The organism is Streptomyces sp. NPDC002884 (genome assembly GCF_040295245.1).
Lineage (GTDB): Bacteria > Actinomycetota > Actinomycetes > Streptomycetales > Streptomycetaceae > Streptomyces.
In genome coordinates this window covers 58,234-83,416 of the sequence record NZ_JBEOVB010000012.1, presented here as the reverse complement: position 1 = coordinate 83,416, position 25,183 = coordinate 58,234, and the positions used below count along the sequence as shown (strand labels likewise).

Here is a 25,183-nt window from a genome sequence, read left to right as displayed (position 1 = left end):
GCACAGCCCGAGCGCACCCCCGACGGACGGTTCGTCGTCGCGGGCGGCCGGTGGCGGTCGGTGACGACCGAGACGCGTTCACGGTGTTGTGACATGGGGTCCGTGGTAGCGGGCACACGCGATGGAATGCAGGGAAACCAGACGTATGCCATGAGCGACGCGCACGGCCGACCTGGAGTACGGGAAGGCGTCGCCGCACCACGACGGGCCGAGGGAAGGCACCGGCGCACCGGACGACGAGGGGGCCGGTGGCACCGCAGGCTCCTGGCCTATCGCGATGTCGAGCTGCTGCCGTCGTCCTCCCTGGAGGGCGGCGTGGGCGAGGAGTGCCTGCTCCTGGTGCACATCCGCAAGGTGGTCGGACGGGTCACCTATCGAGCGTGCGGCGAGTGCGCCGAGGGCGTGATCACCGATGTCGTCCTGGACGAACCGTTCCGCGGCTGCGGGCTGGGCACCAGGGCGCTGTCGCACCTGCGCTCCACACACCCCGACGTCACCTGGCGCACCACGCTCGACACCCGCCTCACTCGCGATCTGCTGCGCCGGATGCGCATCCCCAGGGCGGCCAGGGGCGGCACATGCTCCCACGGCCGCCCCGGCGTCATCGTTCCCGTCGGCACCTGAGCGGTTGCCGGACGTATGCCCACGCCGACGCATTCTCCAAGCATGTGCATGCTCTGCGGGCGACGGGGTAGGCGCGGCCACAGCAGCTCGAGCGCAACGCACAGGGCACCGGCCGGGCGGGGAGATCACAGATGACGACGACGATCGCACAGGCGGCAGAGGACCGGACGACAGCGGCGCTGCCGGACGTCCCCGAACCGGGCAAGATGGCGCCCAAGGACGCCCGATCCCTGTCGAAGCTGTTCTTCGCGAAGCTGGCGGTGCTCGAGGAAGGCACGCCCGAGCACCAGTACGCGCGCAACACGCTGATCGAGATGAACATGTCCCTGGTCCGCTTCGCGGCCGGCCGGTTCCGCAACCGGGGCGGCGCGGACGGGATGGAGGACATCGTCCAGGTCGGCGTCATCGGGCTGATCAAGGCCATCGACCGGTTCGAGATATCCCGTGAGGTGGAGTTCACCTCCTTCGCCATCCCCTACATCGTCGGCGAGATCAAGCGCTTCTTCCGGGACACCTCCTGGTCCGTACACGTGCCGCGCCGTCTGCAGGAGGCGCGCGTGCAACTGGCGAAGGCGACCGAGGAGCTCCAGAGCCGTATGGGCCGGACCCCCACGGTCAACGAGCTGGCGAAGCTGATGGACCTGACCGAGGAGGAGGTCATCGAGGCGCGGATCGCGTCCAACGGCTACAACTCCGCCTCTCTGGACGCCACCATCGGCGGCGGCCCCGACGGCGAGACGGCGCTGGCGGACTTCATCGGGTCCGACGACGCGGCGATGGAACTGGTGGAGGACTTCCACACGCTGGCACCGCTGCTCACCCAGCTCGACGAGCGTGAACGGCTCATCCTCCACTGGCGGTTCGTGGAGGAGCTGACGCAGGCACAGATCGGCGAACGGCTCGGCTGCTCCCAGATGCACGTGTCCCGCCTGCTCTCCGGCACCCTGAAGCGCCTGCGCAAGGGCATGCTCACCACCCACTGAACCGATCACCCGTGGCCCGACGCGGAAACCCGCCTGGGACCGCACGTACCAGAGAGGACCTGTGGTGAGCGAACACGGTGCCGCGCTCCCGCCGATCGACGCACATCTGGAGATCCTGCTGCGGCTCGTCGACGCGCAGCCCGAGGCCGCCCTCACGATCTGTCTGACCACGCCCGGTGGAATCGTCGCGGGGAACCTGGTCGGGTCCCGTACCTGGGCCGACCGGTGGGAGCACGTGGTGTCGACGGCCACCGGAGCGGAAGACTCGGCCGACCACATGGCACACCTGGCGCACACCGTCCGGTCGGCCCTGAAGGAGGCCGAGTCGGAGCCGGGAACCGGAGACGGGCTGCACACGTTCATCCATCTCGTCGACGTCACGTTCCTGTCCGTGCCCGGGACCGCGACCGCTCCGCTGTGGCGTGGGCGGCTGGGCGATGTCTCCGGCTGGGCCCTGGGAGCTCCCGTCGACCGGCCGGTCTCGTGAAGACCGCTGGTGACCTGATGGCACCTCAGCATCCCGCGCACCGCGACGGCGACCGGCCGGGCCGGTTCACGCGCCTGGCCGAACACGCCTCGAACTTCACCAGCTCACCCGCCTTCTTCGGCGTGTGTCTCGTGCTGGTCGCCGGCGCGATCACCGCGCACGCGCTGAAGCTGCCCACGCCGTGGCTGCTGATGGTGGGCGAGGCGATGTCCGCTGTCTCGCTGCTGCTCCTGGCACTGCTCAAGAACTCCGAACGGCGGGCCGAGCACGCCATCCAGCGCAAGCTGGACGCCATCGCCGCCGCGCTGCTGGAGATCCAGCGACAGGAACCGGGAGCGGCGAGCGAGGAACTCCGGCAGGCCATCAGGATGGAACAGCAGACCTGACCCCGAACGACACGGTCCCGCCTTCGACGACAGCCGTGCCGTCCCGAGCCGCCGGCCGGGCCACTCTGCTCGGCATCTCACTCGACACCATTCTGATTCTGCTCGGCAGCGAACTCGGCACCATGGACGTCGGCTGTCGACCACTGGTGGCAGACTCCTGACCTGTGCCGGAAGGCCAGAGGGGCGACCACCGGCAGGCCACCTCCTTGACCAACCGACTCAACTCCGCTCAGGCCACGGCCCTCACCCACCCACCGAGTCATCCTGGAGACACGTAGACCATGAGCAGCCGACGTGACCGCTGGGCGGAGCTGACAGGCGGACAAGCTGGTGAGGAGTACGCTCTGCGGTTCGCGCGGCTCGCCGAATCGGGCCACGACATCCACGGTGAGGCCGCTTTCTGCGACGCGCTGCTGGAACCTGCGGCGCGAGTGCTCGACGCCGGCTGCGGCACCGGGCGGATCGCGATCCGGCTTGCCGCACTGGGGCACCTCTGCACGGGCGTGGACGTCGACCGCTCCATGCTCGCCGTCGCCCGCCGCGACGCCCCCGACCAGGAATGGCTCCACGGCGACCTGGCCCGCCTGGACGCACTCGGCCTGGAACCCGGCTTCGACCTGGCACTCGCCGCCGGAAACGTCGTCCCCTTGCTGGCCCCCGGCACCGGACCGGCTGTTGTACGGCACCTGGCCGCCGTACTGCGTCCCGGCGGACTGCTGGTCACCGGCATGGGACTGGACGCGGAACACCTGCCGCTGCCGGAGCCGACCGTGACGCTGCCGGAGTTCGACCACTGGTGCACACAGGCCGGACTGACGCTGCGGCAACGCTTCGCCACCTGGGGCGGCGACCCTTACCGGTCAGACGGCGGCTACGCCGTCAGCGTGCACTCCCGACCCACCGACTGAACGCGAACGCGTCGGTCACGGCCTCGCTCGACGCATCGCCGAAACCCGGGGCGACCGCGACTCCGGCCGGGCGCCGGACGCGCACTGGGCGCGCGTCTGACCCTGCGATGCACATTTCGCCGGAACCCACCCGCACCACTCCGTTAACATGTTCGAACCTCGCGATGAACGCCCCCCATCACCCGTCCTTCGCCGAAAAAGCATGCCACCCGGCGTGATAGGTAACTTGGCTAGTCAAAATCGAGCAAATTGGTCAGGCAATTGATAAACGTAGTATTGCGGGCGCTTTCGCGAATAAAGGGCAGAACCGCGCTCTCCGTGGAGCGTCGCCCCCGGGCGATACTGTGGGCCGCGGCGACTGTCGTGGCCCTCGTGTTCCTCATCGCGCTGGAGAGCGCGGCGCATCGCTGCGGTCTGCCGGGGCCGATCCGCAATCAGGTGGGGGAGCTGATATTCCCTCCCAAATCGGGCTTCCTGCTGTATGCCAGTTTGACGTTGACGATGGTGGTTCTCACCTGGCGGCAACGGTTCGTCGCGTTGGGTGCCGCGCTCGGTATCGACGCCGTTTTCGCATTGGTCCGATGGATGCTCGACGTCAAGGTGACCGGCGGCCACCCGTTCGGCAACGGTGCGTTGTGGGTCATGCTGGGCTGTGCGGTCATCGCGGTCACGCGCCGCACCGGCGCGGAACGTGTCCTGCTGCTGAAGGGCGTCGGGCTTGGCCTGCTGCTGGTGGCCGGCCGCAAGACCGGGGACATCTGGCTGGTCATCACCTCGAAGACCCGCCCCATGGTGCTCGACCAGTACGTGGCGACCGCCGATCACGCGCTGGGCGAACCGTCGTGGCTGGCAGGCCGGATCATCACCGCCACCGGCTCGATCGGCTTCAACTTCCTCGACGTCGTCTACGGCCAGCTCGCCGTGGCCGCGGTCATCGTCGCGCTCTACCAACTGCGCGGCGTGGCCGTCGACCGTCGCTTCCCGCGGCACCATCTCGTGCGCACCTTTCTGGTGATCGGCCTCCTCGGACCGGCCATCTACATGATCTTCCCGGTGGTCGGGCCGGTCTTCGCCTACGGCACCGGCGCCGAGCACTGGGCGTCGGTCAGCCTGTGGTCCCCGACGATGCCCGGCAGCGAGCAGTGGGCGGTGGCCGACCTGTGGCCGGTGACGCCGTCGCCGATCAACGTTCCGCACCACATGCCGTTCGACGAGATCACCCCACGCAACTGCATGCCGAGCCTGCATACGGCGTGGGCCACCGCGATTTTCATTCATTCCCGCAAGGGCCCGCGGCTTCTGCGGTTCGCAGGCGTTTTCTGGCTGATCGCCACGCTCTCCGCAACGCTGGGATTCGGCTACCACTACGGAGTGGATCTCATCGCCGGGGTGGTGTTCACGTATACGATCGAGGCGGGTCTGCGCTCGTTCGACCGCGGCTGGGATCGCTCAGGGATCCAGCTGGTCGCCTACGGTGCGACGGTCTTCGTCGCGCTCCTGCTGTCATATCGCTACCTGCCGTTGGAGATGGCCAGGCACCCGTGGGTGTCCGGACCGCTTCTCCTGCTGGCGATGACCTCAGTGGTCTACGGCTACGTCCGGACCACCGCACTGTGGGAATCGACGACCGCACCGGCACGGCAACCACAACCGGAGCCCGAACTCATCTGAGTCGAGCCACGCCGTGGTGCGGGCCGAGCGCCGCCCGAGTGAGCCGAGGTACGGACGCCTGACGGAGACGGCATCCCGGCTCACGACGGGGAGCCGTCCCTAGACGCCTCGGACCGACCCGGACCGCCTAGGACCGACCCGGTCCGACCCGAGCGGACTCGGGTGGACTCGGGCGGTCTTCGGTCCGCGGGACGGCAGCGATCGTCGTCACACGCCTCCCGGTCCACGGGACCGGGCCCGCGCCGAGGAGGGGATCACTCAACGGTGCCGCATACCGGCGCTCCTCCGCGCGCCCTCAGCGGTGCACCCGCCTACGTGCGGTGTGCAGTTCGATGGCCAGTGGGGTGGCAGTGAACATCGAGGAGTACGTGCCCACTACGAGGCCGATGAGAAGGGCGAGGGCGAAGTCGGTCAGAGTCTCGCCGCCGAAGACGGCCAGCGCGGTGAGGATGAATGCGGCGCCCATGCCGGTGTTGACCGTGCGGGGCAGCGTCTGCAGGAGTGCCTGGTTGGCGATGCGGGCGAAGGGCTCCTTGCGATCGCGGCGGCCGAGTTCCCTGATCCGGTCGAAGACGACGACGGAGTCGTTGACGGAGTAGCCGATCACGGTCAGCAGCGCGGCGAGGAAGACACCGTCGACGGGCTTGCCGAGCCAGGCGAAGATGCCGACGAGGATCACGACGTCGTGGGCGAGAGCGGCGACCGCGGAGGTTCCCAGCAGCCAGCGGAAGCGTGCCGCGAGATAGATCAGCTGGGCGCCGAGGGCGACGCCGAGCGCGATGAGGGCGCCCTGGCGCAGCTCCTTGCCGAGGCTCGGCCCGATGGCCTCGTCGCGGATCTTGTCGGCGTTGCGTGCCAGGTCGGTGACCGTGTCGGTGATGGCCGCCGCCTGGGTGTTGCTCAGGTGGTGGGTGCGGACGGTGAACTGGTTCTCGCCGGAGGTCTGGACGACGGCGTGCGGGAACCCGGCCTCGGCGAGCGCGGTACGGGCCCGGTCGGGGTCGACGGGTGTGGCCGTGGTGTATTCGATGAGGCGGCCACCGGTGAATTCGACGCCGAAGTCCAGGCCGCGCACGGCGATTCCCGAGGCCGCGAGGACGAGGGCGGCAGCGGAGGCGGCCAGCCACCGGCGCGGGTTGCGCATCAGGTTCGGGTTCGTGCGGGTGAGACGGGCGCGGACGGCGCCGATGTGGGCGATGCCGGTCAGGTGGGGGCGGCGACGCAGACGGGGGCGGGCCACGGCGTGGTCGGCGAGGGCGCGGGTGATGACAAGGGCGCTGAGCATGGAGGCGAGGACGCCGATGCCCAGCGTGACACCGAACCCGCGCACCGGGCCGGAGGCGAGGAAGAACAGCAGGCCGGCGGCGATGAGCGTGGTGATGTTGGAGTCGGCGATCGCGCTGAAGGACTTGCGGAACCCGGCGGTCAACGACGACCGCGGGGTGGGGCGGTGGCGAGAGGCGTACTCCTCGCGGGCGCGCTCGAAAACGAGCACGTTGGCGTCCACCGCCATGCCGATGGCCAGGACGAACCCGGCGAGGCCGGGCAGGGTGAGGGTGGCGCCGAGGGCGGCGAGGGCCGCGTAGGAGATGAGGCCGTAGCAGGCCAGGGCCACCGTGGCCAAGGCTCCCATGAACCGGTAGACGGCGATGATGAACAGCGAGGTCAAAGCGGTGCCGATGACGGCTGCCCAGGCACTGGCCGCGATGGCCTGCGCGCCCAGGGTGGGGCCGACGGTGCGCTGCTCGATGGTCTCGACCGGCACCGGCAGGGCGCCGCCGTTGATGAGCAGGGCCAGCTCCTTGGCCTCGCCGTCGTCGAAGGATCCGGTGATCTGCGTGGAGCCACCGCTGATGCCGGAGCGGCAGGCCACCGACGGATCGACCTGCGGCGAAGAGATGATCTTGTCGTCCAGGACGATGGCGACCCGGCGGGTCGGATCCCCGGCCGGACGGCAGGCGGCCTCTCCGGTCAGGCGGGCCCAACCCTGTCCGCCTGATCCCTTGAAGTCGACGGTGACGTGCCATCCGGCACCGCCCTGCTGGTCGAATCGGGCGGCCGCCCCCTCGACGTCCTTGCCGGTCAGCGAGGCCGACCGCAGGCGCAGAAGGTGGCCTGCTTCATCGGCCATCACCTGCTCGTGAGGCCGTTTTGGCAGCGGATCGGGTATGTCGTCGGTGCCGGCTGCCGTGCCGAGTACCTGGTGGAAGGTGAGCTGGGCGGTGCGGCCGAGCACATCCGCGGCCTTCCGGGGATCCTGCAGGCCGGGCAGTTCGACGACGATCCGGTCGCCGCCGGAGCGGGTGATGGTGGGTTCGGCGACACCGAGCGCGTCGATACGGCCGCGCAGCACCTCGACGGTGCGGTCCGTGGCCTCGGTGCCGGCGTCGGCAGTGGTGGTGGGGCGGGTCTCCAGCACGATCTGGGTGCCGCCCCGCAGATCGAGGCCCAGATGGACGGGCACGGTCAGGGCGACGTACAGGGACAGAGCTACGGCAGCGAGGGCGATCAGCCCTCTGATACGCGGGGATCGGTTCACAACAGGCCTCCGGCAGGCACACCGCGGCCAGGACACTGACTGCGGTCAGGGAGAGGAGAAGCGAGGGAAGGGAGGGGTTCAGGTGCCGGAGGGGGGTGCCCGTACCCCGTGACGGTGTGCCGGTTGCTCGGAGGCAGGTGAGTCCGCTGCCGACAGCGGGCTACGCGTGGCCCGGAGCGGGCCGGCCGTTGTGCCACGTGACACAGCGGGGACGGAGACCGGCGGCGGATGACGCTCGCCGGAAGCGTCCCGATGGCTCCGGCTCGCGGCGGCGGAGACAGCGGACTCCACATCGTCCGCGTACGGCCCGCCGTGTGCCGACGTGGCCTGGGCCGCCGGTGCCGTGGCGCCCAGTGCATGAGGGTGTGGACCGACGAGTGCCGGGGTGCCGAGCAGACAGACGAGCACGGCGAGCAGGACGGCCGCCGCCGATCTCGGGCTCAGGCCACGGGTGCGCGGGACGGTGTGCGTGAAGCGTGCCATGGCCGTCCTCTTCGCGTGTGGTGGCGGTATGCCGGGGCGGTGGGGGGTCCCTCCGGGCCCCGGCGGGGGAGGAGAGAGAGTGGGGAGTGGGCAGCCGAAGGCCTTGTGCCGTCAGCCGTCAGTCGGCCGTCGGCCGCGAGCGGTCAGCCGCCAGCAGCGTCAGGCTTCGATGAGGCCGGCCCGGATCGCGTAGCGGGTGAGTTCCAGCCGGTCACGCAGACCGAGCTTGTGCAGCAGGTTCGCCCGGTGCCGGTGGACGGTCTTGATGCTGATGAAGAGCATCTCGGCGATCTCCTTGGAGGAATGGCCCTCGGCCACGAGCTTGAGGACCTCCTCCTCGCGCGCCGTCAGCACCTGGTCGGGCGGTTCCTCACCGTTGCGGACACGGTCCAGGTAATTGCGGATGAGCGCGGTGACCGCGCCCGGATACAGGAAGGGCTCGTCGCGCATGGCGGCCCGGCATGCGGCCACCAGGTCGCGGTCGGCCACGGACTTCAGCACATATCCGCTGGCCCCGGCCTTCAGCGCCTGGAAGAAGTACTGCTCGTTGTCGTGCATCGTCAGCATCAGCACCCGCACGTCCGGCTTGAGCGCGAGGAGTTCGCGGGTGGCCTGCAGGCCGGTCATCCGGGGCATGGCGATGTCCAGCACCGCCAGGTCGACCTCATGGGTGCGGACCAGGTCGATGGCCTCCGCGCCGTCCCCGGCCTCGGCGACGACCTCGAGGTCCGGCTCCCGGTCGAGGATGAGGCGCACCCCGCGACGTACGAGCGCGTGGTCGTCGGCGAGGAGAATGCGGATCACGGGTGTGTCGGGCGTGGTCATGGCTGCTTCCTGAGGAGGGGCACGGTCAGCCGGACCTGCGTACCGGCCTTCGGCTGTGAGATGACGTCCAGCGTGGCCCCGATCAGCAGGGCCCGCTCGCGCATGCCGCGGATCCCGGCCCCCTCGCGGGCGACCCCGGTTCCGCGGCCGTCGTCGACGACGGCCAGCACCACCGCCTCGCCGGTGTGGCGCAAGCTCACCTCGATCTGACCGGCCTCGGCATGACGGGCGGCGTTCGTCAGCGCTTCCTGGGCGACGCGGTACAGCACCAGCTCCGTCTGCTGGTCCAGCGGGGGCAGGCCGGTGTCGAAGCGGCGTACCACACGCAGTCCGACATGCGTGGAGAACTCTGTGGTCAGCGAGGTCAGGGCACTGATCAGACCGAGGTCCTCCAGTACGCCCGGCCGCAGTCGACGCGCCAGCCGGCGCACCTCGTCCAGGCTTCCGCGGGTGATCTCCTGTACTTGCCGCAGTTCACCGCGCAGGGGCTCGTCCGCCTCGTCGGCGGCCCGCTCCAGGGAGAGCAGGATCGCGGTCATGCTCTGGCCCACCTCGTCGTGCAGTTCCTGGGCGATGCGGCGCCGCTCCGCTTCCTGGGCGAGCAGGACACGGGCACTGCTGGAGGCACGCTCGTGCTCGAGGCGCTCGAGCATCGCGTTGAAGGTGCGGATGAGCTCCGCGGTCTCGCCGCGGCCCCCTTCCGGCAGCCGCTGCCCGGGGCGCAGCAGATCGACGGTGGTCATCAGCCGGGTGAGCCGGTCGAGCGGGGCCAGACCGATCCGCAGCAGGGCCGCGTTGGCGACCAGCATGACGACGAGGCCGGCCACGAGGATGACCGCTTCGGTCAGTACCACGGGTACGGACACGGTCACAGGAGCCCACAGCAGCAGCGCTGTGGCGCCGCCCAGCACGACCGCGTTGAGCACGAAGATCCGCCAGAACAGGGACACCGGGCTGACGCCTTTCTCTGGGTGACACGGTTTGTCACTACTGTCGGTCACCGCGCACCCCGAACGTGAGCTGCCGCCTGTGGTCTTGACCGGCCTGCTTCCAGGCTGCCCGCTCCCGGACCCGCCGTCGATGGGCTCCAATGCCCATTTCCTGGACCCGGCCTGCCCACGCCGCGATGGGTCACGGGACAGGCCGGAGATGGGTATTGCGCCCGATGGTTTCCGCGTGCCGTTGCGGCCACGGTGGAGACATGAACCGCCACTGCTGACGTCCCCGGGCTCTCCTCCCGGCCCTCGCCTCCCGACGCCGCCCTGCCCGAGACCTCCCGGACTGGCGCGCCGCACCTCCGCATCGAAAGAAGGAACCGCCATGTCGCTCGATACGCCTCAGACCGAAACCCGCCGTGAACGGCTGACGGCGCACGAGGCCCTCCAGCGCCTCGAACACGAACGTGCCTCCCGCCTGGTGCAGCTGCGGGCCCTCGCCGAGGCCGTGCCGGGCCGGGAGGAACAGGCCATGTCGACGCAGAAAGACACCATCAGGCGAGTGCTCACCGAGATCGAGGCCGCCTTCGTCCGCGTCCAGGACGGCAGCTACGGCGTCTGCCGGAACTGTGCCCAGCCCATCCCGGTCGAGCGCCTGGAGATCCTGCCCTACACGCCGTGCTGCGTCCCCTGCCAGCGCGCTGCCGCCTGACAACCGCCCGTCCGCATGCCCCGGGGGTGAATTGGTGAACCACCAGATCATCGACGACAGCAACACCACACTGTCGATCGAGGACTTCGCCGCACTGCGCGAGAACCTGCACGAACAGCTCCTGTTCCGCCAGGAACAGCTGCAGCAGCTCTCATCCGTCGCCACGACCCGCGCCGACGCCTTTCTCGACCGGCAGGCCTCCTCCCAGATCGAGGTCCGCGTCAAGCTCGCCGCCTCCGCCCGCATGGTCCTCACCGACGTCGAAGCCGCCCTCGCACGGATGGACCAGGGCGGCTACGGCACCTGCCATCTGTGCCGCAGGCCCATCGCCCGCGAACGACTCATGATCGTGCCGCAGGCCCGTTACTGCGCCCGCTGTCAACACATCAGGGAGGTCGGACGGTGACCATCCCCCTGGGGCCCGGCCCCGCGACCGTCCGGCACCGCTCGTGGCCCTGGTGCCGGCAGTGCTGCGGCATCGCCCTGGACCTGGGCAGCGCCCGCACTCGTGCCTGGATGTCCGGGCGGCGACTGATCCTCGACGTGCCCACGGTCACCTTCCCGGGCGCGGGCGCCACCTACCCCATCCAGCGCGGCACCATCGTCGACACCCCGGGAACCGCCCGGATGCTGAACCGGCTGCTCGGCCACCGCCTGCCCCGCTTCGGCCGGCCCCTGCTCATCCTGACCACACCCGTACTGGGCGGAATCGCCTACCGGACGCAAGCCCGCGCCGCTGTCGAGATCCTGCGCCCGCGCACGGTCCTGACCGTCCCCTCCGCGCGCGCCGTGGCCGTCGCGGCGGGCGCCGACCTGACCCGTCCCCTGCTCGTCGTGGACCTGGGGGCCCACCTCACCGAGGTCACCCTCCTCGCCGACGGCGCGGTGACCGACGCCCGCCACACCGCCCTGGGCACCAGCGACCTGGACAGCCTCACCCCGCCCACACAGATCACCGAAGCCGTCGCCGCCATGGTGACCGGCATGCTGGAGCAGGACCACACCTCCCAGACGCTCGACGCCCTCCGACGGGGCGCCCTCCTCGCCGGCGGGGGCGCGCTACGACCCGACATCACCTACCGCCTCACCGACCGGCTGCGCGCTCCCGTCCAGCCCGTCCCCGCCCCGCACACCGCCGCCGTCCGAGGCGCCGCACGCCTCCTCCAAGCAGCGCACGCCCACCCCTCCACCACCGCAATCACCGACACCGCGCCCCGCAACTAGCCCACGCCCCGCCGCTCCCGCAGATGCGCGGGGTCCGGCAGCCGCTGACAACCCGAGCGCGAGACGAGGCCCAGGACCGGGCCGCGGCGAGGCGGAGTGCCTTTGGCAGGATGGCCGGGGCGGGTGGGCCCTCCGAGGGGGCGGGCTGTGAGGCGGACAGGGCCGGGTAGTCGGTGTAGCCCGCGGCGTCGCCGCCGTAGAAGGCGGCCGGGTCGGCCGGGTCGAACGGGCCGCCGGCCGCGAGCCTGGTGGGCAGATCGGGGTTGGTGAGGAAGAGCTGTCCGAAGGCGATCAGGTCGGCGGTGCCGTCCTCGACCAGGGCGAGTTCCTCGGGACCGTCTCGCATGCCATCGCACGCGTGGCCCGGGCTCACCGCGCCACCGCCGGACAGCTGCTGCGACGCATCGGCCTGTACGCGAGGCAGGCGCTGCTGGTGATGCGGCTGTGGGAGGCCGGTCCGCAGCGCCAGTCCCTGATGATCAGGCATCCGGGCCTCGACCCGTCGACGGTGACCCGCATGGTGCAGCGGCTGGAGCAGGCCGGATTCGTCACCCGGACCGCCGATCCCGAGGACCGCCGTGCCGTCCTGGTCGAGGCCACTTCGGCCGGAGAGGCGCTGCGCGGCGAGGTGGACCGGGTGTGGCAGGAGCTCGAGAGGCGCACGCTCGCCGGTCTGAACGACGTCGATCAGACGCAACTGGCACGGCTGCTGGCCCGGTTGGAAGGCAACCTCGCCGCCGACCGACCTCGACGGACAGTCCTGCGGCCGGGTGACTCTTCGGCGCGGAAGAAGTCAGCGGCTGCCAGGTCGGTGCGGAGCACCTGCCTTTCCGCTACGCCGCGCGGGCCCGACCTCGCGCATGAACTCCGGTCGCAGCCGTGGAAGAGCGGCGGCGGCATGTACGGGCCTTCGTCGATGTGCGCACCACGCAGGGCACGCCGTCGTGCCTCGCCTTCCTCCGGAAGGAGGCGTTAGGGGCCTTCGTACGTATGTCCGCTCCAAGGCGCGACGCTCGGCCCGGTGTCAGATCCGCCAGGAGCGGAGTGTGTCCGCGATGTCGTAGATACTCAACCGGGATTCGCGGACCTTCCTGATCAGGTCGGACAGTGCTCCGTAGGGGGCGTCGATTCCCTCCCCGGACTGGTCCATGTACTGGCCGGTGACAAAGGCGGCGAAGAGGCTGTTGCGGTGGGGGAGCGGTTCGAGACGCACGATGGTGTGCAGGAGGGCGGCCGCGCGCCACGCGGTGTCGGGGTTGGACGTGGCGAGGGTCGGCATGCGCGTCTTGTGGCGCGCGACAGCCGCCACGAGGGCCGAGTAGTCGGTGACCGACACGTCGTCGTTGTCGAGGGCGGCGTCCTGGACGTCCAGGAGCCAGGGGACATCGATGTACAAGATCTCGCTCATCAGGCGGCGTTGGCTCCCTCGCCGCGCTGGGACGGAGGGATCTCGTCGGGGAAGGCCTCGTCGAACTCGGCGCGCAGCCGTTCCGCCCACGAGGAGGCGCCGGCGACGAACCGCTTGCGCTGCATCTCACGGACGCCGAGGTCGTGCATGTACTGCTTGAGACTCTTGCCCTCGGCGGCGGCAGCCGCGCGCACGCCTTCCATTTCTTCCTCGGTGAAGGACACGTTCAGTGATGGCATACGGGCATGGTACCTACTCGGTACCTTGGCGCGCGACCCATAGGGGCGGAGAGCTTGGGAGGGGCGGCCGCCCGGCGGAACGGTCAGGCGGCGCGGCAGAGAACCGTCGGGTCAGTGGGTGCGGTGGCGCGGACCATGGACGTGTGCGGGGGACGGGTGGAGCGGACGGTGGGCGCGTCCTGCGAGTGGTTGCCGGACAGGGCGAAGACGACGAGGCGCAGCACCGCGAACCGCACGGCGCCGGCGAGTGCGGAGGCGGACAGGTAGACGACCTGCTCGAGCGCCGCGCCGGGTGCCGTCACCAACTGCTGCAGGACAAGCATCGCCACGCAGGTCACCGCATACGCGGCCGCCGCTGACCCGGCCGACTGCGCATGCTGGCGCCAGGTCGCGCGCCCGCCGGCGCCGAAGGTGAAGCGGGCGTGCAACTCGGTGGCGAGGAGCGTGGAGGCCGCGGTGATCAGGGCGTTGGCCAGGATCCAGGGAATCCAGGAGGCGAGTGCGGCCACGGCGAAGCTGGACGCGAGCCCTACTCCGCCGCCGCAGAGCGCGAAGCGGGCGAAAGCGCTGAAGGCGCCGGGTGTCGCCTGCCGCGGTTCCTGTGCTGTCTCCATGATCCGCCCCCTGGATCGCTTCTCCGTGAAACGTGCACCTCTCGACCTGTGAGGCCTTCGGCTTCTTGTTTCCTGTGATGGAAACGCTACGTTGCATTCATCAACCGGGCAACAAGTTATTCGACGAAATCCAGCATAGATCCAGGTGGTTGAGCTGAAATCGTTGCAATGACTTACGCGTCAACGCAACAAGCCTCCTTCGGTCGTTGCAACGGATGGAAAGTGAACGCTATGCGGGGGGCCTCCGCCCGGTCCTGGACCCGGCGCCACGCGCGGGCCGGTGATCGGACTACGCCTGCGCCGGCGGTCCGCGCCCGCGACTGTGCACCAAGCGGCTGAAGCTCGGGGTGGTCCCGGCGGGGGCGGGGCGTGATCGGTGGCCGGGGGTCCTAGCTTGAGGAAACGCTTTGCCCCCTGCTGAAAGGTGTTTCCCATGCGTTCCCTGCTGACCGCGCTCGCCGCGGGCGCCATGGTGTTCGGCACTGCCGGTATCGCGAGTGCGGACGTGAACGTGGACTTCGGTCCGCAGCCGTCGTACACCATCGTCTTCGGTGACTGGCTTCAGTTCGCGGGCGACGACGTGTTCAACGCGGGCAACGACAACACCGTCGGCTCCAACAACTGACGTCTCCCGTCACTCCCGGCGCCCCGCTGTCCTCGCAGCTCTGCTCAAGTGCTGTGCGGGCAGCGGGCGGTGGTCAGCGGGGGGTGGACGGCGGGGGGTGGGCTCAGGACCGGTGAGGGGCAACCCCGTTCGGAACGCAGGCGGTCGTGCGGTCCCGGCCGCGCAACTGCCCGGGATGCGCGGTAGGTGCGTACACCGGTGTTCCTATGTTTCGTCCAGTGCCGCGGCGGCTGTGTCGACGAAGGGACTGATCAGCCGTATGAAGGAGCGCAGGGTCTCCTGGAATTCCCGCCGATTCTCTCTGCCGGTGTTCTCGACGGTGGCCGCCAGAGCGGTGCCGAGTGTGCCCGACATGATCAGCAGGTTTGATGCTGCGACCTGGACGGTGGAAGGGCCTTCCAGATCGATCAGCGTGGCCGCGCGACGCAGCCGCTGATGCCGGTCGCGGTGAGCCACCAAGGCGGCTTCGTAGTCGGCGGTGGAGACGCCGTTGACTCCCCGCAGTCCGTCGGCGACGGCTTGGGCATGCTCGATGAGATCCAGATAGGCGGCCCTTCGGGTCTGCCGGATACCTTCGCGGCGCTGGGCGGCGGACGCGTCATTGACCTGGATCCGAGCAGCCTGGGCGTTGCCCCTGCTTGTCAGCCAGCTCGCCAGTGAGCTGGCAGTGATCGCCGTGAGACCGGTGAGGACGGCGACGAGTAACGAGTTGTCAGGCACGTCGAAGAGTCTCTCCTGGAACGACCCGGCAGACCCGCGCTCAGCCCCTGCCCGTGACAGCCGGCGTCACCCTTCGAGATCGCCTGTATCGCTCATATCGCCTGTATCGCCTATAGGGCGAACACGCGGCGGGCGTTGCCGGACAGGAACAGCTCGCGGGCCTCGTCGTCCAGCTCCAACTGATCGAGGTGTTCCAGCGCCTGGACGGGGGTGATCATCGGGTAGTTCGTGCCGAAGAGGACCTTGCGGCGGCCCCGGCCGCGCAGATACTGCACCAGTTCCGCCGGGTAGCGGCGGGCGGTGTAGGCGCTGGTGTCGATGTAGACGTTCTCGTGCTTGTCCGCGACCGCGATCATCTCTGTCGTCCACGGGTAGCCGATATGCCCGCAGACGATGGTGAGTTCGGGAAAGTCCAGTGCCACCTGATCGATGTAGGGGATGGGCCGTCCGGTCTCCGACGGCTTGAGCGGACCGGTGTGTCCGACCTGGGTACAGAAGGGGATGCCCAGTTCTGCGCAGGCCGCGTACAACGGGTAGTACAGCCGGTCGGTCGGCGGCAACTCCCACAGCCACGGCACCACCCGCAGCCCGACGAATCCCAGTTCCTCAACCGCTCGCCGCAACTCCCGCACCGCTCGCACCGGGCGGGCCAGATCGGCGCCGGCCACCCCGCGCAGCCGGCCACCCGCCTCCGCGACGAACCCGGCGACCTCATCGTTGCTGATCAGCGCCCCGTGCGGGCCGTACCAGGCGGAGGACAGTCCGACCTCGACATCGGCGGCCTCGAGTGCGGACACCGTGACGTCGACGGGCACCTGCTTCTCGAGCAGGCCTTGGCCGGTCCACCGGCGCAGCGACTCGAACATCTCGTGGTTGGAATGGCGCAGTGTCGGGTGCTGCATCCACGCGTCGACGACGGACATGTACCCGCTCCTCTCCCGGCCGTACGTGCTGAGCCCACACGGCATTGCTGAGCAATCGCTTGTCGGGAGGCTATCGAGGGGACCCCGTGGAAACCATCCGGCAGGAGCCAGCCTCCGGGCCCGCGCCTTCCGCCGGCCGACTTGTCGGATGCGGCGACCCCGAATGACGGGCTGACCAGGCGCTCGTGGTCTATGCGGTGAACGTGGACGCGGTCGTAGGTCGATGAACGTCCAGGACGATCGCCGTGCCCGCCACGGATCGGTCCTCGTGCATGGTGATCACTTGGCCGGGTCGAAGGTGCTGCCAGTGCGAGGCGTCAAGAGGAGCTAGTCGTACCGAGGCTTGCCCGCCGGGCTCCAGGAAGGGCGCGAACTCCACCCAGAGCCGGGCGATGTCGAGGGCCGGCTCGCCGGTCGGGGCCCGGTTGCCGATGTTCCACATCGGTCGCAGGACGCCGGCACCGGAGATGGGCGTCTGCCGTCGCGCTTCGCCGGCCGGGCGGAGAGTGAGGTCGGCTCGGATGATGCCGTTGCAAGTCTCGTAGCAACGCCAATGGCACCAGGCCGCGCTCTTGTCCAGCCGCATCTGTTCGGCTGCGGTGGCCAGGGCTTCCCAGAAACCGAGCGGAAGCGGGCCGACGTCACCGAGTTCTTCCAGCAGCCCGAGGGCCACTTCCCACTCGTCCCGAGTGAGGTACTCCCAGACGTCGTTCACCGTGATGTCCTTCTCGGTGGCGATCTCCTCGGGAACCAGCAGAGAAGCGGCTTCCAGCAGCTTGGGGACGTCCATGCCCTGATTCTGGACCACGGCCTCCCGCCGACGGCATGAGCCTCTCGCCGACAACGGGTGCTCCTGTAGCCGAAGTTCGGCTTCGCCGTCGAGCTGGGCGTGTCGGGGGAATACCAAGATCGCCCCCCGAGTTGTCGCCCGGGCACGGCCCGCACCGGGGAGGGCCGTGACTACGAGGGGAGCGTCGGATGCGGGCGGTCGGGTTCCGGGTCAACGGAGGCACCGAGGTACTGGAGGAGTTCGATCTGCCCGAGCCGGTGCCAACCGCCGGCCAGGTCGCCGTGCGGGTCGCCTTCGCGGGCGTCAATTTCGCCGAGATCCAGCACCGCCGGGGCGAGTTCGGTAGCCCGGACGGGCCGGGTGGAGTGGACATCCCCGGCCTGGAGGTGGCCGGGACGGTCATGGCGCTGGGCACGGGGGTCACCGGGCTGGAGGTCGGCGAGCCGATCGCGGCGTACCTTCCTGCCTTCGGCGGCTACGCCGAGGTGGCGGTAGCGGACATCCGGTTCGTCAGGTCCCTGCGCACCGAGGCGGGAGAGGCCGACCCTGCCCAGGCAGCGGGGCTGCCCTGTGTCTATCCGACGGCCTTCGGCGTGCTCAAGGACGCCGGCCGGCTGCGGGACGGGGAAGATGTGCTGATCCACTCCGCAGCGGGGGGTGTGGGATCCGCGGCTGTGCAGTTGGCCCGGGAGTCGGGCGCCGGCCGGGTGTACGGCACGGTCGGCTCCGTGGAGAAGATTCCGTACGCCGCCGAGTTGGGTTACGACGAAGTGTTCCTGCGCGAGGGCTTCGCCGAGCGGTTGACCGAGGTGACCGGTGGCCGAGGCGTGGACCTGGTCCTTGATCCCGTCGGCGGGCCGATCCGGGAGCAGAGTCTGAGCGTGCTGGCGCCGTTCGGCCGGGTGGTGGTCTACGGGGACCTCGGACGGCACGAGCAATGGACTGCCTCGGTGCGTGACTTGTGGAAGGGCAACCAGACCATCGCCGGGTTCAACATCGGCGATGTCGCCCGTCGGGCTCCCGAGCGGATCGGCGAGTACCTCGCTGAAGCCCTGCAACTGCTCGCAGCAGGACGGATCCGGCCCGGGGTGACGGAGATCCTGCCCTTGGCCGAGGCGGCGAAGGCGCACCGGCTCCTGGAGACGGGAGCAGGCCGAGGAAAGTTCCTTCTCTCGCTCGCCTGACACACGTGAACGTGGTGACCGGCGCCCGCACATCCGAGAGCGATCCGCTCGTGTCCGGGCGCTCGGCACAAGCAGGAGCACGTCGTCAGTCTCTGTCAGTGCTCTGCGGCATGATGATCGCCATGGACACCGGGATTCTGACAGACGTCTGGCAGCGGCTTCTCGCAGACCCTCGCAAGTCGTGGGTGCTGTTCGAGCACGGCACTTGTGTCGTGGTGATGGCTCCGGACGGAGAGCTCGCTGAACAGGCCACCGAGATCCTGAAGAAGTACGGCCCGGCGCATGCCGGATCTTCATCAGGAGACTTCGGCGTGATCGATCTGAAGGACGCCGAGGGGTGGGTGGTCACCGGGCAGCACAACGACGTCCTCACCTATGTCGGCCCTGATGAGCCTCGAGACAGCTCGGAGATCGCTGTCGGGCTGTTCGGGCGTTCCAAGCGGCATCGGGATGGCACCGAACTTCACGTCGTCCACGTGGAGGACAACCGAGGCTCAGTGGACCCGGGGTAAGTACCCACGCCTGGCCCGGAGTGGAGAGCATCACGCCCTCGACCGCTGGTTCGACGGCGAAGGGCGGTCCGAGAGATTCGAACGGTCTTGGTCCGGTGACACCGGCGAGACCTCGGGCCTAAGGTGTGCCGGTGATCTTCAAGAGGAAGCCGAGGTCTTCGGGTCTCGCCGCCATCGTGTCCGAGCTGGAAGGGGCCGTGGCCGCTCGCGACGGCGACCGCACCGGGCGTGCCTTCACCGCCGTCCTCAACGGTGTGCAGTCGGCGTCGGACGCTGAATGCGGCCTGGCAGGGCCCCGGTTGGCGGCGCTGCTTCCCGATTTCCCGCCCACCGGCCCGCGGCCGATGCTGGCGATGGCGGCCGGCTACTGCGTCGAGCGTGGTGCTGATCCGGAGGCCTGCGCCGAGCCCGTTCTCGGCAGCGTCCACCACGACCTGCTCGACGCCCTGGAGTTCGCCCGCCGCTGGACCGCCACCGGCGCGGCCGATGACGAACTGCCGGAGCCGGACGAAAAGATCATCGACGACGCGCTGTCGGCCCGCCTCGGCGGCGACGCGTACGAGGCCACGCGGCTGGCGCTGGCCTGGTGCTCGATCGAGGAGTGGCAGCCGCCCGCGCTGGCTGTGCTGTGCCGCAGCGCAGAGGTGCGCCGTCGGCACGCGTCCGCGATCCTTCCCGCCTGCCGCGAACTGGCGGCCCTGGACCGGCACGACCTCAAGTGCCTGGCCTACGCGCTGGCGGTTCTGGACGACGAGCCCCTCGTGGTGCTGCACAGGCCCACCGGGACCGGGTTCGAGATACGCATCGGTGGCGTCGGGGACAACTTCCAGTTGCACACGTTGCTCGCCCACGTCCTCATCGGGGGCGGCCATGTGCCCGGCACCACGCCCTCGGCGGAGAGCGTGCGCCTGGCCACGGACCCCGAGCCCGCCCAGGGACGCACCCAGGCCATCGCGACCGGGGCCTTCGAACTCCTCGCCCCGGACGGCGAGCGGATCTGGAACGAGGGCTTGCCCGATGACATCCCCGTGGTGGAGGGACGCCGCCTGCTCGTGCTCGACGAGCCGACGTACCAGCGCAGTTGGAACGCCGACCGGTTCTTCCCGCATCTCCCCGGCACGGCCGAACTGACCCGCGTCCTCACCGCAGACGAGACGCGTACCTGGTTCGCCCGCACATCGCCCGGCAACGGAATCAGCCGGCCTTCCTGACCCGGTGGACGGGCCGCCACCACCACGGGGCGGCGGAAGTGTACTGAGCGACGAAACCAGGTCGACGTAGGTCCGTGCGGTACCCGATCATGCGTTCATGCCTCTGAGAGAGACCCTTGCCCGAGTCGACGCAGACCTGGCCGCCGGCCGGGTTCCCGTCGCGCGCCAGCGCCTGCGCGGTCTCATCTCGTCCTTCCCGCACGACCTGACGCTCCGCCGTCGTCTGGCCGAGGTGTACCGGCTCTACGGCGACGCCGCCGAGGCCGGACGCTGGATGTACCTCGAAGAGGACCGGCACGCCGACGAGACCGCTGCCTTCGAGGCGCGGTACGGGTCTCCTCGGTGGCGGATGAAAGCCCTCGCCTGGCGGGGCCCCGAGGCGGAGGCGGCCACCGCTTTCGCAGAGCGGCAGCTGGTCGCGGTGCGGACCGCCTGCGCCGTGGAGTTGGGGCACCCCGTCGAGTGGGACGACCCCACCTCCTACCGGGACGACCTGGAAGGGCAGTACGAGGCGCCCTACGAGCCGTGGACGGTCGGCGGTGTGCTGGCGGGCGTCGGCTGCCTGGCGGTGGCCCTCGTGTTCCTCGCGATCTGGGTGAACGGACTCGTTGCGCTCTTCGACTGACTTACGGGACCGACAACAGCGTTGAACCACCACTGCGGTGGCGCGGTGGAAACCGATTCACCTGAGGGTCACGCGCATCCCGCCCTCGGTCAGGACTTCGAGCACCAGGGCGACCAGGTCGTACTGCTCGCCCTCCGGCGCCAGGACGCGGGACAGGTGCTCGCGTGCGGTCGCGGCATCCCGCCAGAGCAAGGTCGCGGGGGTGGTGCAGCCGAAATTGCCGCGCAGACAGTCCACGAGGGCGTCCAGGCAGCCGCCGAAGTATCCGCCCGGCCCGTTGACGGCCTCGCCGAGTGCCAGATAGAGGCCCGGTTCGTCGGTGATGTGCCGGCCGTCCAGCTCGTATGCGTGCCCGGCCGGCCGGGGCCGGTGCGCGAGCCGACAGCCCCGCTCGCGGACGAGGTCGAGCCAGGCGCCTCGCTGCCGTGTCTCGAGCCCGGCCCAGATGCCGGGGGCGTCCGGTGGGCCGGTGAGCCAGCGCTTCCAGACGGGCCGGGCGTATCCCGGTACGGGTGCGAGGTGTCCGTCGATTTCGAGATCGATCAGGTCCGTCCCGGGGGAGGACGGGTGCCAGGTGCGGATTCTGGGCCGCAACAGCCGATCGGTGAGCGGCTCGCCCCGGTCGTCCCGTATCTCCAGCCGGGTCTCGCCGAGGTCCAGCGTGCGCCGGGTGCCCGTCGTCAGTGCCTGCCGTAGCCGATCACCCGTGGTGAGCCCCCGTAGAACGAGCGGGGGCTCTGGCTGTTCGGGCGGCAGGACGCGGGCGAACTCCCGGCAGGAGCCCAGCCACCGGTGTCCGTCGTGCAGTCGGACAGGAGCCCGGTGTCCCTCGGGCGGGCCCTCGTAGTCGTCCAGACCGGTGAGGACGAGACCGTCCGTTCCCCGGTGCCGTCCAAGGCTCTCCGCGTCCTCCAGCAGCCAGGCGTCGAGCGTCTTGTCTTCCGGCACCAGCCACACCCGGCTGCCGACCCAGCCGCGCACCTCGGCTCCGTCGGGAACCCAGCCGAGCAGTTCGTACGTCCCGCGCCGGGGTTCCCCGAACAGTCCCTCCACCTCGGCGCAGACGCCCCAGACGTGGCCGCTCTCTGTGTCCGTCAGCGCGTAACGCCCCTGCTCGCGACGGCCCCTGTCCCTGTGCACAGGGCAATCATGCCCGGGCCGGGAGTGAACCGCGCGGCGCTTTTCGTGGTGGGTCAGAGGGACTTGAGGCTGAGCTCTGCGGATGGCGGATGGCGGATGGCGGATGGCGGATGGCAGACGTGGATGGTGGATGGCGTCGGCACGGGCTGTCGCCCGAGTGATGTGGATCACTGTGCGGCTGCTTCGGGTCGGGTGTACGCGATCATGATCCGAATGGACGCTCGTTTCCTTGGCATTCCTGATCTGGCCGAAGTCCCGTCCGTGGCGGTCGTGGTCGACGTCATGCGTGCTTTCACCGTGGCTGCCTGGGCCTTCGCCCAGGGGGCGGAAAAGATCGTTCTCGCCGAGTCGCTGGACGAAGCCGTGGCGCTCAAGGCGCGGCACCGGGATTGGGTGGCGCTCAAGGACGGTCCGCCCGCGCCCGGTTTCGACATGGTCAACTCGCCGGGCCTGCTGCGATCTGCCGACCTCGGCGGGCGGACCGTGGTGCAGAAGACCACGGCAGGGACGGTCGGCGCCCTCGCGGTCAAGGACGCGTCGTTGGTGCTGTGCGCCGGCTTCGTGGTGGCGGAGGCGACGGCTCGGCTCCTGCGGACGCGGACGCGGAAGAGTGACAGTGTCACGTTCGTGGTCACCGGCGAGGACGGGCAGGCCGACGAGGATCTGGCGTGTGCTGAGTACATCGCTCGGAGGGTCACCGAGGCGGGGACGGATGCCGCCGAGTTCCTCCGCCGCGCTGCCGAGTCGCGCGCCGCGGCCGAACTGGCGGAGGGGGTGCGTCAAGGAGTCCATCCTGACGACGTCGCGCTCTGCCTCGAGGTCGACCGGTTCCCCTTCGCCATGGTGGCGACCCTGGAAGGGGGCCTCATGGTCCTGCGTTCACACGCGATGCCTTCGCTGCCCGACGAGGACCCTGTCTGATCGCCGGCGAGGCCAACTCCCGGCATATGAGAGCGAGTCGCCGGTCGAGCTACCTGGCGGGCACTTCACGCGTACTGGCGGCTCTTCACGCGTACTGGCGGGCTCTTCACACGTGCAGAAGTGTGCGAGTCACGGCTGTGGCGCTGTCGAGCGGGGCGAGGCTGCGGTGGATCTTGGCCATGACGCTCGCGCCGAGCCACAGGTCGTACAGGGGCTGGGCGATCTCGCGGGGGGTGCCTTCGATGGAGAGCGATCCGTCCCGCAGTCCGTCGGCGATGGTCCGCTCGAGGCGGTCGACGATCTGGTCGGTCCCCGCCTTCAGCTGCAGGCGCATCGGCTCCGACAGATCGGCGACCTCGGCGCCGAGTTTCACGGCGAGGCACTTGCCCTGGCACTCGTCGAGGCTCTGCGTCTCGCGCCACTGCCGCCAGTAGGCCATCAGTCGTTCGGCGGCGGGCTTCCCTGACGCGGCGAGGATGCGGTCCATGTCCGCTACGTAGTCGGCGAAGTAGCTGCTCAGCAGCGCTTCGCCGAAGGCGTCCTTCGAGGGGAAGTAGTGGTAGAAGGAGCCCTTCGGCACTCCGGCCTCCGCGAGCACCTCGTTGAGGCCGACCGCGGAGTAGCCCTTGTGGGCCATGATCCGCTGAGCGGCGTCGAGGATGTTCTTGCGCGTGTCGGCGCTGCGTGCGGTGACTGGCATGACAGTAATCTTAGCTCGGATTAGACCAGTCGTCTAGGTCTCGGGAATCCGGGGCGGTCAGTGGAGACGTTGCCTCGCGCGTACGGCAGGAGACCGATCTGTCGCGTCTCTCCGGGCGCGGTGTCTCGCCTACCATTCCCGCATGGCGGACGAGACTACCGGCAGCTTGGGGCGGGGACTGGACGTGCTGCTGGCGATGGCGCGTGGCGCCGGCCCCGCACCGGGATCGGTGATCGCGGAGGGGCTCGGGCGGCACCGTGTTCAGGTGGTGCGGACCCTGCAGAGCCTGGTGGCGGCCGGGGTGGTCACGCGCGATCCGGTCGGCCTCACCTACGACCTGGACTGGCGGCTGCACAGTCGGGCGGCCCGGGTGGTGCGGGCGCGGCTGATGGCCGAGGGGCCGGAGGTGCTGCGGGAGGCGTCCGAGGCGACGGGCGCGGCCACGTTCCTGGCCGAGGTCCGTGGGGACGGTTCGGTGGCGTTTGCCGAGCATGTGCCGACAGGGCTCTCCTGGGCGGGCAGGTCGTACCCGCTCTACTGCGACGACGCGGGCCAGGCGCTCCTCTGGGACTGCGGGCGGGACGAGCTCGACATCGTCTTCGCCAACACGGAGTTCATCGCGTACGGGCCCAACTCGCCGAGCGGTGTGGGTCAGTTCGCCGAGCGGCTGGCTGCGGCCCGCGAGCGCGGCTACTCGGTGGCGGACGAGGAGTCGGAGCCCGCGGTGTTCGCCGTGGCCGCTCCGGTGAGGGACTTCACCGGCGAGGTGATCTGCGCCCTGCACACCGAAGGGCCGTCGCGGAAGCTGGCGCCGCTGGCCGAGGAGCACGGGAGGGTGATCATGGAGCTGGCCGGGCGGCTGTCCGCTCTGCTGGGTCATGACGCAGGGCGTACCTGACCTGCCGAACTCACGCCACCGCCTCCGCCTCCGCCTCCGCCTCCGCCTCCGCCTCCGCCACCGTCACTGCCACCGCCTCCGCCGCCGTCACTGCCGCCACCGCCACCGCCGTCACTGCCGTCACCGAGCCTGGACTCCAGCATGCGGGCCGCCTCGGCGACCGAGGCCGCGACCGGATCCGGGCCGTCCGCGAGCCGGAATCTCGGCACCGCCACGCTGAGCGCGGCGACGATCGCCCCGGCCGCGTCCCGTACGGGAGCGGAGAGGTCGACCACGTCATGCTCGAACTCCCGGTCGGCGACGACCACTCCGGCAGCCCGCGCCTTCGCGTTGCGCTCGGCCAGCATCGCCACGTCGCGCGCTGCCCGAGGCCCGCCCCCGACGAACTCCACATGCCCGAGCAGTTCCGACAACCGCTGCCCGCTGTGATCGAGCAGCAGCGCCCGGCCCGGGCCGGTGCACCAGATCGGCGTCATGGCCCCGGGCGCAGCCGCCACATAGGCGCCCCAGTGGCTGGGTTCGGCCGCCACCGTGAGCGCGACGGCGCCCGCTCGTACGGAGAGCCAGGCGGGCTCGTGCCAGCGCGCCACCAGTGAGCGCAGCAGCGGACGGGCCTCCCGTAGCAGTTGCCGGTCGCCGCTCGCGGCGGCGAGGGCGAAGTAGCCGGGACCGGTCCGCCAGCCCCGCGCGGGGCCGGCCCTCTCGATGAGCCCCGCCGACGCCAGGACCTTGAGCATCCGCGAGATCTGCGCCTGATCGAGGCCGGTCCGCTCGGCGAGCTGGACGTTCCCCGGGTAGCCGCCCGGCCCCAGCTCCGCCGCGACGATCGTGTCGAGAAGGGTGAGCGCCCGATCGAAGGTCGTGGTCATGCCCCGATCTTATGGTGTTCAAAATAC

The 25,183-nt window shown here is 70.0% G+C and carries 30 protein-coding genes and 1 pseudogene; 18 read left to right on the top strand and 13 right to left on the bottom strand.

Annotated features, from left to right (window positions below; genetic code table 11):
* Window positions 1-150: 150 nt before the first annotated feature.
* The 7 genes from ABT070_RS24035 to ABT070_RS24005 all read left to right on the top strand — a co-directional run bounded on the left by ABT070_RS24035 (window position 151) and on the right by ABT070_RS24005 (window position 5,059).
* Entirely contained in the window at window positions 151-624 is a 474-nt protein-coding gene (locus tag ABT070_RS24035; protein ID WP_351763893.1) for a GNAT family N-acetyltransferase, read from the top strand.
* A gap of 131 nt (window positions 625-755) precedes the next feature.
* Window positions 756-1,607, top strand: a complete 852-nt coding sequence (locus ABT070_RS24030; RefSeq protein WP_351763892.1) for an RNA polymerase sigma factor SigF — start codon at window positions 756-758, stop codon at window positions 1,605-1,607.
* Window positions 1,608-1,671: 64 nt separating this feature from the next.
* Window positions 1,672-2,094, top strand: coding sequence for a GvpU-like protein (locus tag ABT070_RS24025; RefSeq protein WP_351763891.1), 423 nt, complete (start codon window positions 1,672-1,674; stop codon window positions 2,092-2,094).
* Window positions 2,095-2,111: 17 nt separating this feature from the next.
* Complete coding sequence (locus tag ABT070_RS24020; protein ID WP_351763890.1) at window positions 2,112-2,480, top strand: low affinity iron permease family protein; 369 nt, start codon at window positions 2,112-2,114, stop codon at window positions 2,478-2,480.
* 35 nt (window positions 2,481-2,515) lie between these two features.
* Window positions 2,516-2,641: a hypothetical protein gene (locus ABT070_RS24015; RefSeq protein ID WP_351763889.1), complete on the top strand. Its 126-nt coding sequence runs from the start codon at window positions 2,516-2,518 to the stop codon at window positions 2,639-2,641.
* 120 nt (window positions 2,642-2,761) lie between these two features.
* The gene (locus ABT070_RS24010; RefSeq protein ID WP_351763888.1) at window positions 2,762-3,388 is read left to right on the top strand and encodes a class I SAM-dependent methyltransferase; all 627 of its coding nucleotides are present in this window, start codon (window positions 2,762-2,764) and stop codon (window positions 3,386-3,388) included.
* A gap of 318 nt (window positions 3,389-3,706) precedes the next feature.
* Window positions 3,707-5,059 carry a phosphatase PAP2 family protein gene (locus ABT070_RS24005; RefSeq protein ID WP_351763887.1) on the top strand — a complete coding sequence of 451 codons (1,353 nt, stop codon included), beginning with the start codon at window positions 3,707-3,709 and terminating at the stop codon, window positions 5,057-5,059.
* A 295-nt stretch (window positions 5,060-5,354) separates the two neighbouring features.
* Here the strand turns inward: ABT070_RS24005 and secD are convergent, their stop codons facing one another.
* The 3 genes from secD to ABT070_RS23990 all read right to left on the bottom strand — a co-directional run bounded on the left by secD (window position 5,355) and on the right by ABT070_RS23990 (window position 9,856).
* Window positions 5,355-7,598 carry a protein translocase subunit SecD gene (gene secD, locus ABT070_RS24000; protein ID WP_351763886.1) on the bottom strand — a complete coding sequence of 748 codons (2,244 nt, stop codon included), beginning with the start codon at window positions 7,596-7,598 and terminating at the stop codon, window positions 5,355-5,357.
* A 642-nt stretch (window positions 7,599-8,240) separates the two neighbouring features.
* Window positions 8,241-8,906, bottom strand: coding sequence for a response regulator (locus tag ABT070_RS23995; RefSeq protein WP_351763885.1), 666 nt, complete (start codon window positions 8,904-8,906; stop codon window positions 8,241-8,243).
* Complete coding sequence (locus ABT070_RS23990; protein WP_351763884.1) at window positions 8,903-9,856, bottom strand: HAMP domain-containing sensor histidine kinase; 954 nt, start codon at window positions 9,854-9,856, stop codon at window positions 8,903-8,905. The genes ABT070_RS23995 and ABT070_RS23990 overlap by 4 nt, the downstream gene beginning before the upstream one ends.
* 370 nt (window positions 9,857-10,226) lie before the next feature.
* Between ABT070_RS23990 and ABT070_RS23985 the strand changes: the two genes are divergently transcribed.
* The 3 genes from ABT070_RS23985 to ABT070_RS23975 are packed head-to-tail and all read left to right on the top strand — an operon-like array spanning window position 10,227 to window position 11,777.
* Window positions 10,227-10,553: a TraR/DksA family transcriptional regulator gene (locus tag ABT070_RS23985; protein ID WP_351763883.1), complete on the top strand. Its 327-nt coding sequence runs from the start codon at window positions 10,227-10,229 to the stop codon at window positions 10,551-10,553.
* A 31-nt stretch (window positions 10,554-10,584) separates the two neighbouring features.
* Entirely contained in the window at window positions 10,585-10,959 is a 375-nt protein-coding gene (locus ABT070_RS23980; RefSeq protein ID WP_351763882.1) for a TraR/DksA family transcriptional regulator, read from the top strand.
* Window positions 10,956-11,777 carry a hypothetical protein gene (locus ABT070_RS23975; RefSeq protein WP_351763881.1) on the top strand — a complete coding sequence of 274 codons (822 nt, stop codon included), beginning with the start codon at window positions 10,956-10,958 and terminating at the stop codon, window positions 11,775-11,777. Before ABT070_RS23980 ends, ABT070_RS23975 begins: the two co-directional genes overlap by 4 nt.
* 151 nt (window positions 11,778-11,928) lie before the next feature.
* Here ABT070_RS23975 and ABT070_RS23970 read toward each other — a convergent pair.
* Window positions 11,929-12,114: pseudogene (locus ABT070_RS23970) on the bottom strand (alkene reductase); the annotation flags it as partial.
* 21 nt (window positions 12,115-12,135) lie between these two features.
* Between ABT070_RS23970 and ABT070_RS23965 the strand changes: the two are divergent.
* On the top strand, window positions 12,136-12,753 hold the full coding sequence (locus tag ABT070_RS23965) for a MarR family winged helix-turn-helix transcriptional regulator (protein ID WP_351763880.1): 618 nt from the start codon (window positions 12,136-12,138) through the stop codon (window positions 12,751-12,753).
* A 48-nt stretch (window positions 12,754-12,801) separates the two neighbouring features.
* Here ABT070_RS23965 and ABT070_RS23960 read toward each other — a convergent pair whose 3' ends face one another.
* The 3 genes from ABT070_RS23960 to ABT070_RS23950 all read right to left on the bottom strand — a co-directional run bounded on the left by ABT070_RS23960 (window position 12,802) and on the right by ABT070_RS23950 (window position 14,038).
* Window positions 12,802-13,185, bottom strand: coding sequence for a toxin Doc (locus ABT070_RS23960; protein WP_351763879.1), 384 nt, complete (start codon window positions 13,183-13,185; stop codon window positions 12,802-12,804).
* The gene (locus ABT070_RS23955) at window positions 13,185-13,424 is read right to left on the bottom strand and encodes a hypothetical protein (RefSeq protein WP_351763878.1); all 240 of its coding nucleotides are present in this window, start codon (window positions 13,422-13,424) and stop codon (window positions 13,185-13,187) included. The genes ABT070_RS23960 and ABT070_RS23955 overlap by 1 nt, the downstream gene beginning before the upstream one ends.
* 83 nt (window positions 13,425-13,507) lie before the next feature.
* A complete protein-coding gene (locus ABT070_RS23950) occupies window positions 13,508-14,038 on the bottom strand; it encodes a GtrA domain-containing protein (protein ID WP_351763877.1) in 531 nt (176 codons plus the stop codon).
* 433 nt (window positions 14,039-14,471) lie between these two features.
* Between ABT070_RS23950 and ABT070_RS23945 the strand changes: the two genes are divergently transcribed.
* On the top strand, window positions 14,472-14,663 hold the full coding sequence (locus ABT070_RS23945; RefSeq protein ID WP_351763876.1) for a hypothetical protein: 192 nt from the start codon (window positions 14,472-14,474) through the stop codon (window positions 14,661-14,663).
* Between the two features lie 204 nt (window positions 14,664-14,867).
* Here ABT070_RS23945 and ABT070_RS23940 read toward each other — a convergent pair whose 3' ends face one another.
* The 3 genes from ABT070_RS23940 to ABT070_RS23930 form a co-directional block, all read right to left on the bottom strand.
* Complete coding sequence (locus tag ABT070_RS23940) at window positions 14,868-15,383, bottom strand: hypothetical protein (protein WP_351763875.1); 516 nt, start codon at window positions 15,381-15,383, stop codon at window positions 14,868-14,870.
* Between the two features lie 110 nt (window positions 15,384-15,493).
* Window positions 15,494-16,306 carry an amidohydrolase family protein gene (locus tag ABT070_RS23935; RefSeq protein WP_351763874.1) on the bottom strand — a complete coding sequence of 271 codons (813 nt, stop codon included), beginning with the start codon at window positions 16,304-16,306 and terminating at the stop codon, window positions 15,494-15,496.
* Window positions 16,307-16,496: 190 nt separating this feature from the next.
* Entirely contained in the window at window positions 16,497-17,096 is a 600-nt protein-coding gene (locus tag ABT070_RS23930; protein ID WP_351763873.1) for a hypothetical protein, read from the bottom strand.
* A 188-nt stretch (window positions 17,097-17,284) separates the two neighbouring features.
* On the opposite strand from ABT070_RS23930, the gene ABT070_RS23925 reads away from it, so the two are divergent.
* From ABT070_RS23925 to ABT070_RS23910, 4 genes are all read left to right on the top strand, one after another.
* On the top strand, window positions 17,285-18,280 hold the full coding sequence (locus tag ABT070_RS23925) for a quinone oxidoreductase family protein (RefSeq protein WP_351763872.1): 996 nt from the start codon (window positions 17,285-17,287) through the stop codon (window positions 18,278-18,280).
* Window positions 18,281-18,285: 5 nt separating this feature from the next.
* On the top strand, window positions 18,286-18,792 hold the full coding sequence (locus ABT070_RS23920; RefSeq protein WP_351763871.1) for a hypothetical protein: 507 nt from the start codon (window positions 18,286-18,288) through the stop codon (window positions 18,790-18,792).
* Window positions 18,793-18,923: 131 nt separating this feature from the next.
* A complete protein-coding gene (locus ABT070_RS23915; protein ID WP_451101467.1) occupies window positions 18,924-20,003 on the top strand; it encodes a hypothetical protein in 1,080 nt (359 codons plus the stop codon).
* 97 nt (window positions 20,004-20,100) lie between these two features.
* Window positions 20,101-20,628 carry a DUF6584 family protein gene (locus ABT070_RS23910; protein WP_351763869.1) on the top strand — a complete coding sequence of 176 codons (528 nt, stop codon included), beginning with the start codon at window positions 20,101-20,103 and terminating at the stop codon, window positions 20,626-20,628.
* A gap of 57 nt (window positions 20,629-20,685) precedes the next feature.
* Here the strand turns inward: ABT070_RS23910 and ABT070_RS23905 are convergent, their stop codons facing one another.
* A complete protein-coding gene (locus tag ABT070_RS23905) occupies window positions 20,686-21,768 on the bottom strand; it encodes a barstar family protein (RefSeq protein ID WP_351763868.1) in 1,083 nt (360 codons plus the stop codon).
* A 213-nt stretch (window positions 21,769-21,981) separates the two neighbouring features.
* On the opposite strand from ABT070_RS23905, the gene ABT070_RS23900 reads away from it, so the two are divergent.
* A complete protein-coding gene (locus ABT070_RS23900) occupies window positions 21,982-22,689 on the top strand; it encodes a 2-phosphosulfolactate phosphatase (protein ID WP_351764047.1) in 708 nt (235 codons plus the stop codon).
* A 106-nt stretch (window positions 22,690-22,795) separates the two neighbouring features.
* Here ABT070_RS23900 and ABT070_RS23895 read toward each other — a convergent pair whose 3' ends face one another.
* Window positions 22,796-23,389, bottom strand: a complete 594-nt coding sequence (locus ABT070_RS23895) for a TetR/AcrR family transcriptional regulator (RefSeq protein WP_351763867.1) — start codon at window positions 23,387-23,389, stop codon at window positions 22,796-22,798.
* 142 nt (window positions 23,390-23,531) lie between these two features.
* On the opposite strand from ABT070_RS23895, the gene ABT070_RS23890 reads away from it, so the two are divergent.
* Entirely contained in the window at window positions 23,532-24,287 is a 756-nt protein-coding gene (locus tag ABT070_RS23890) for an IclR family transcriptional regulator (RefSeq protein ID WP_351763866.1), read from the top strand.
* On the opposite strand, the gene ABT070_RS23885 is transcribed toward ABT070_RS23890, so the two are convergent.
* Entirely contained in the window at window positions 24,266-25,156 is an 891-nt protein-coding gene (locus ABT070_RS23885; RefSeq protein WP_351763865.1) for an IclR family transcriptional regulator, read from the bottom strand. The two genes, ABT070_RS23890 and ABT070_RS23885, sit on opposite strands and share 22 nt — an antisense overlap.
* Window positions 25,157-25,183 lie beyond the last annotated feature (27 nt).

Excerpts from the sequence above, each read along its gene's own strand:
- ABT070_RS24035 (WP_351763893.1), top strand. The coding sequence starts at position 151 with ATGAGCGACGCGCACGGCCGACCTGGAGTACGGGAAGGCGTCGCCGCA.
- ABT070_RS24030 (WP_351763892.1), top strand. The coding sequence starts at position 756 with ATGACGACGACGATCGCACAGGCGGCAGAGGACCGGACGACAGCGGCG.
- ABT070_RS24020 (WP_351763890.1), top strand. The coding sequence starts at position 2,112 with ATGGCACCTCAGCATCCCGCGCACCGCGACGGCGACCGGCCGGGCCGG.
- ABT070_RS24010 (WP_351763888.1), top strand. The coding sequence starts at position 2,762 with ATGAGCAGCCGACGTGACCGCTGGGCGGAGCTGACAGGCGGACAAGCT.
- ABT070_RS23995 (WP_351763885.1), bottom strand. The coding sequence starts at position 8,906 with ATGACCACGCCCGACACACCCGTGATCCGCATTCTCCTCGCCGACGAC.
- ABT070_RS23985 (WP_351763883.1), top strand. The coding sequence starts at position 10,227 with ATGTCGCTCGATACGCCTCAGACCGAAACCCGCCGTGAACGGCTGACG.
- ABT070_RS23960 (WP_351763879.1), bottom strand. The coding sequence starts at position 13,185 with ATGAGCGAGATCTTGTACATCGATGTCCCCTGGCTCCTGGACGTCCAG.
- ABT070_RS23955 (WP_351763878.1), bottom strand. The coding sequence starts at position 13,424 with ATGCCATCACTGAACGTGTCCTTCACCGAGGAAGAAATGGAAGGCGTG.
- ABT070_RS23950 (WP_351763877.1), bottom strand. The coding sequence starts at position 14,038 with ATGGAGACAGCACAGGAACCGCGGCAGGCGACACCCGGCGCCTTCAGC.
- ABT070_RS23945 (WP_351763876.1), top strand. The coding sequence starts at position 14,472 with ATGCGTTCCCTGCTGACCGCGCTCGCCGCGGGCGCCATGGTGTTCGGC.
- ABT070_RS23935 (WP_351763874.1), bottom strand. The coding sequence starts at position 16,306 with ATGTCCGTCGTCGACGCGTGGATGCAGCACCCGACACTGCGCCATTCC.
- ABT070_RS23930 (WP_351763873.1), bottom strand. The coding sequence starts at position 17,096 with ATGGACGTCCCCAAGCTGCTGGAAGCCGCTTCTCTGCTGGTTCCCGAG.
- ABT070_RS23925 (WP_351763872.1), top strand. The coding sequence starts at position 17,285 with ATGCGGGCGGTCGGGTTCCGGGTCAACGGAGGCACCGAGGTACTGGAG.
- ABT070_RS23910 (WP_351763869.1), top strand. The coding sequence starts at position 20,101 with ATGCCTCTGAGAGAGACCCTTGCCCGAGTCGACGCAGACCTGGCCGCC.
- ABT070_RS23900 (WP_351764047.1), top strand. The coding sequence starts at position 21,982 with ATGGACGCTCGTTTCCTTGGCATTCCTGATCTGGCCGAAGTCCCGTCC.
- ABT070_RS23895 (WP_351763867.1), bottom strand. The coding sequence starts at position 23,389 with ATGCCAGTCACCGCACGCAGCGCCGACACGCGCAAGAACATCCTCGAC.
- ABT070_RS23890 (WP_351763866.1), top strand. The coding sequence starts at position 23,532 with ATGGCGGACGAGACTACCGGCAGCTTGGGGCGGGGACTGGACGTGCTG.
- ABT070_RS23885 (WP_351763865.1), bottom strand. The coding sequence starts at position 25,156 with ATGACCACGACCTTCGATCGGGCGCTCACCCTTCTCGACACGATCGTC.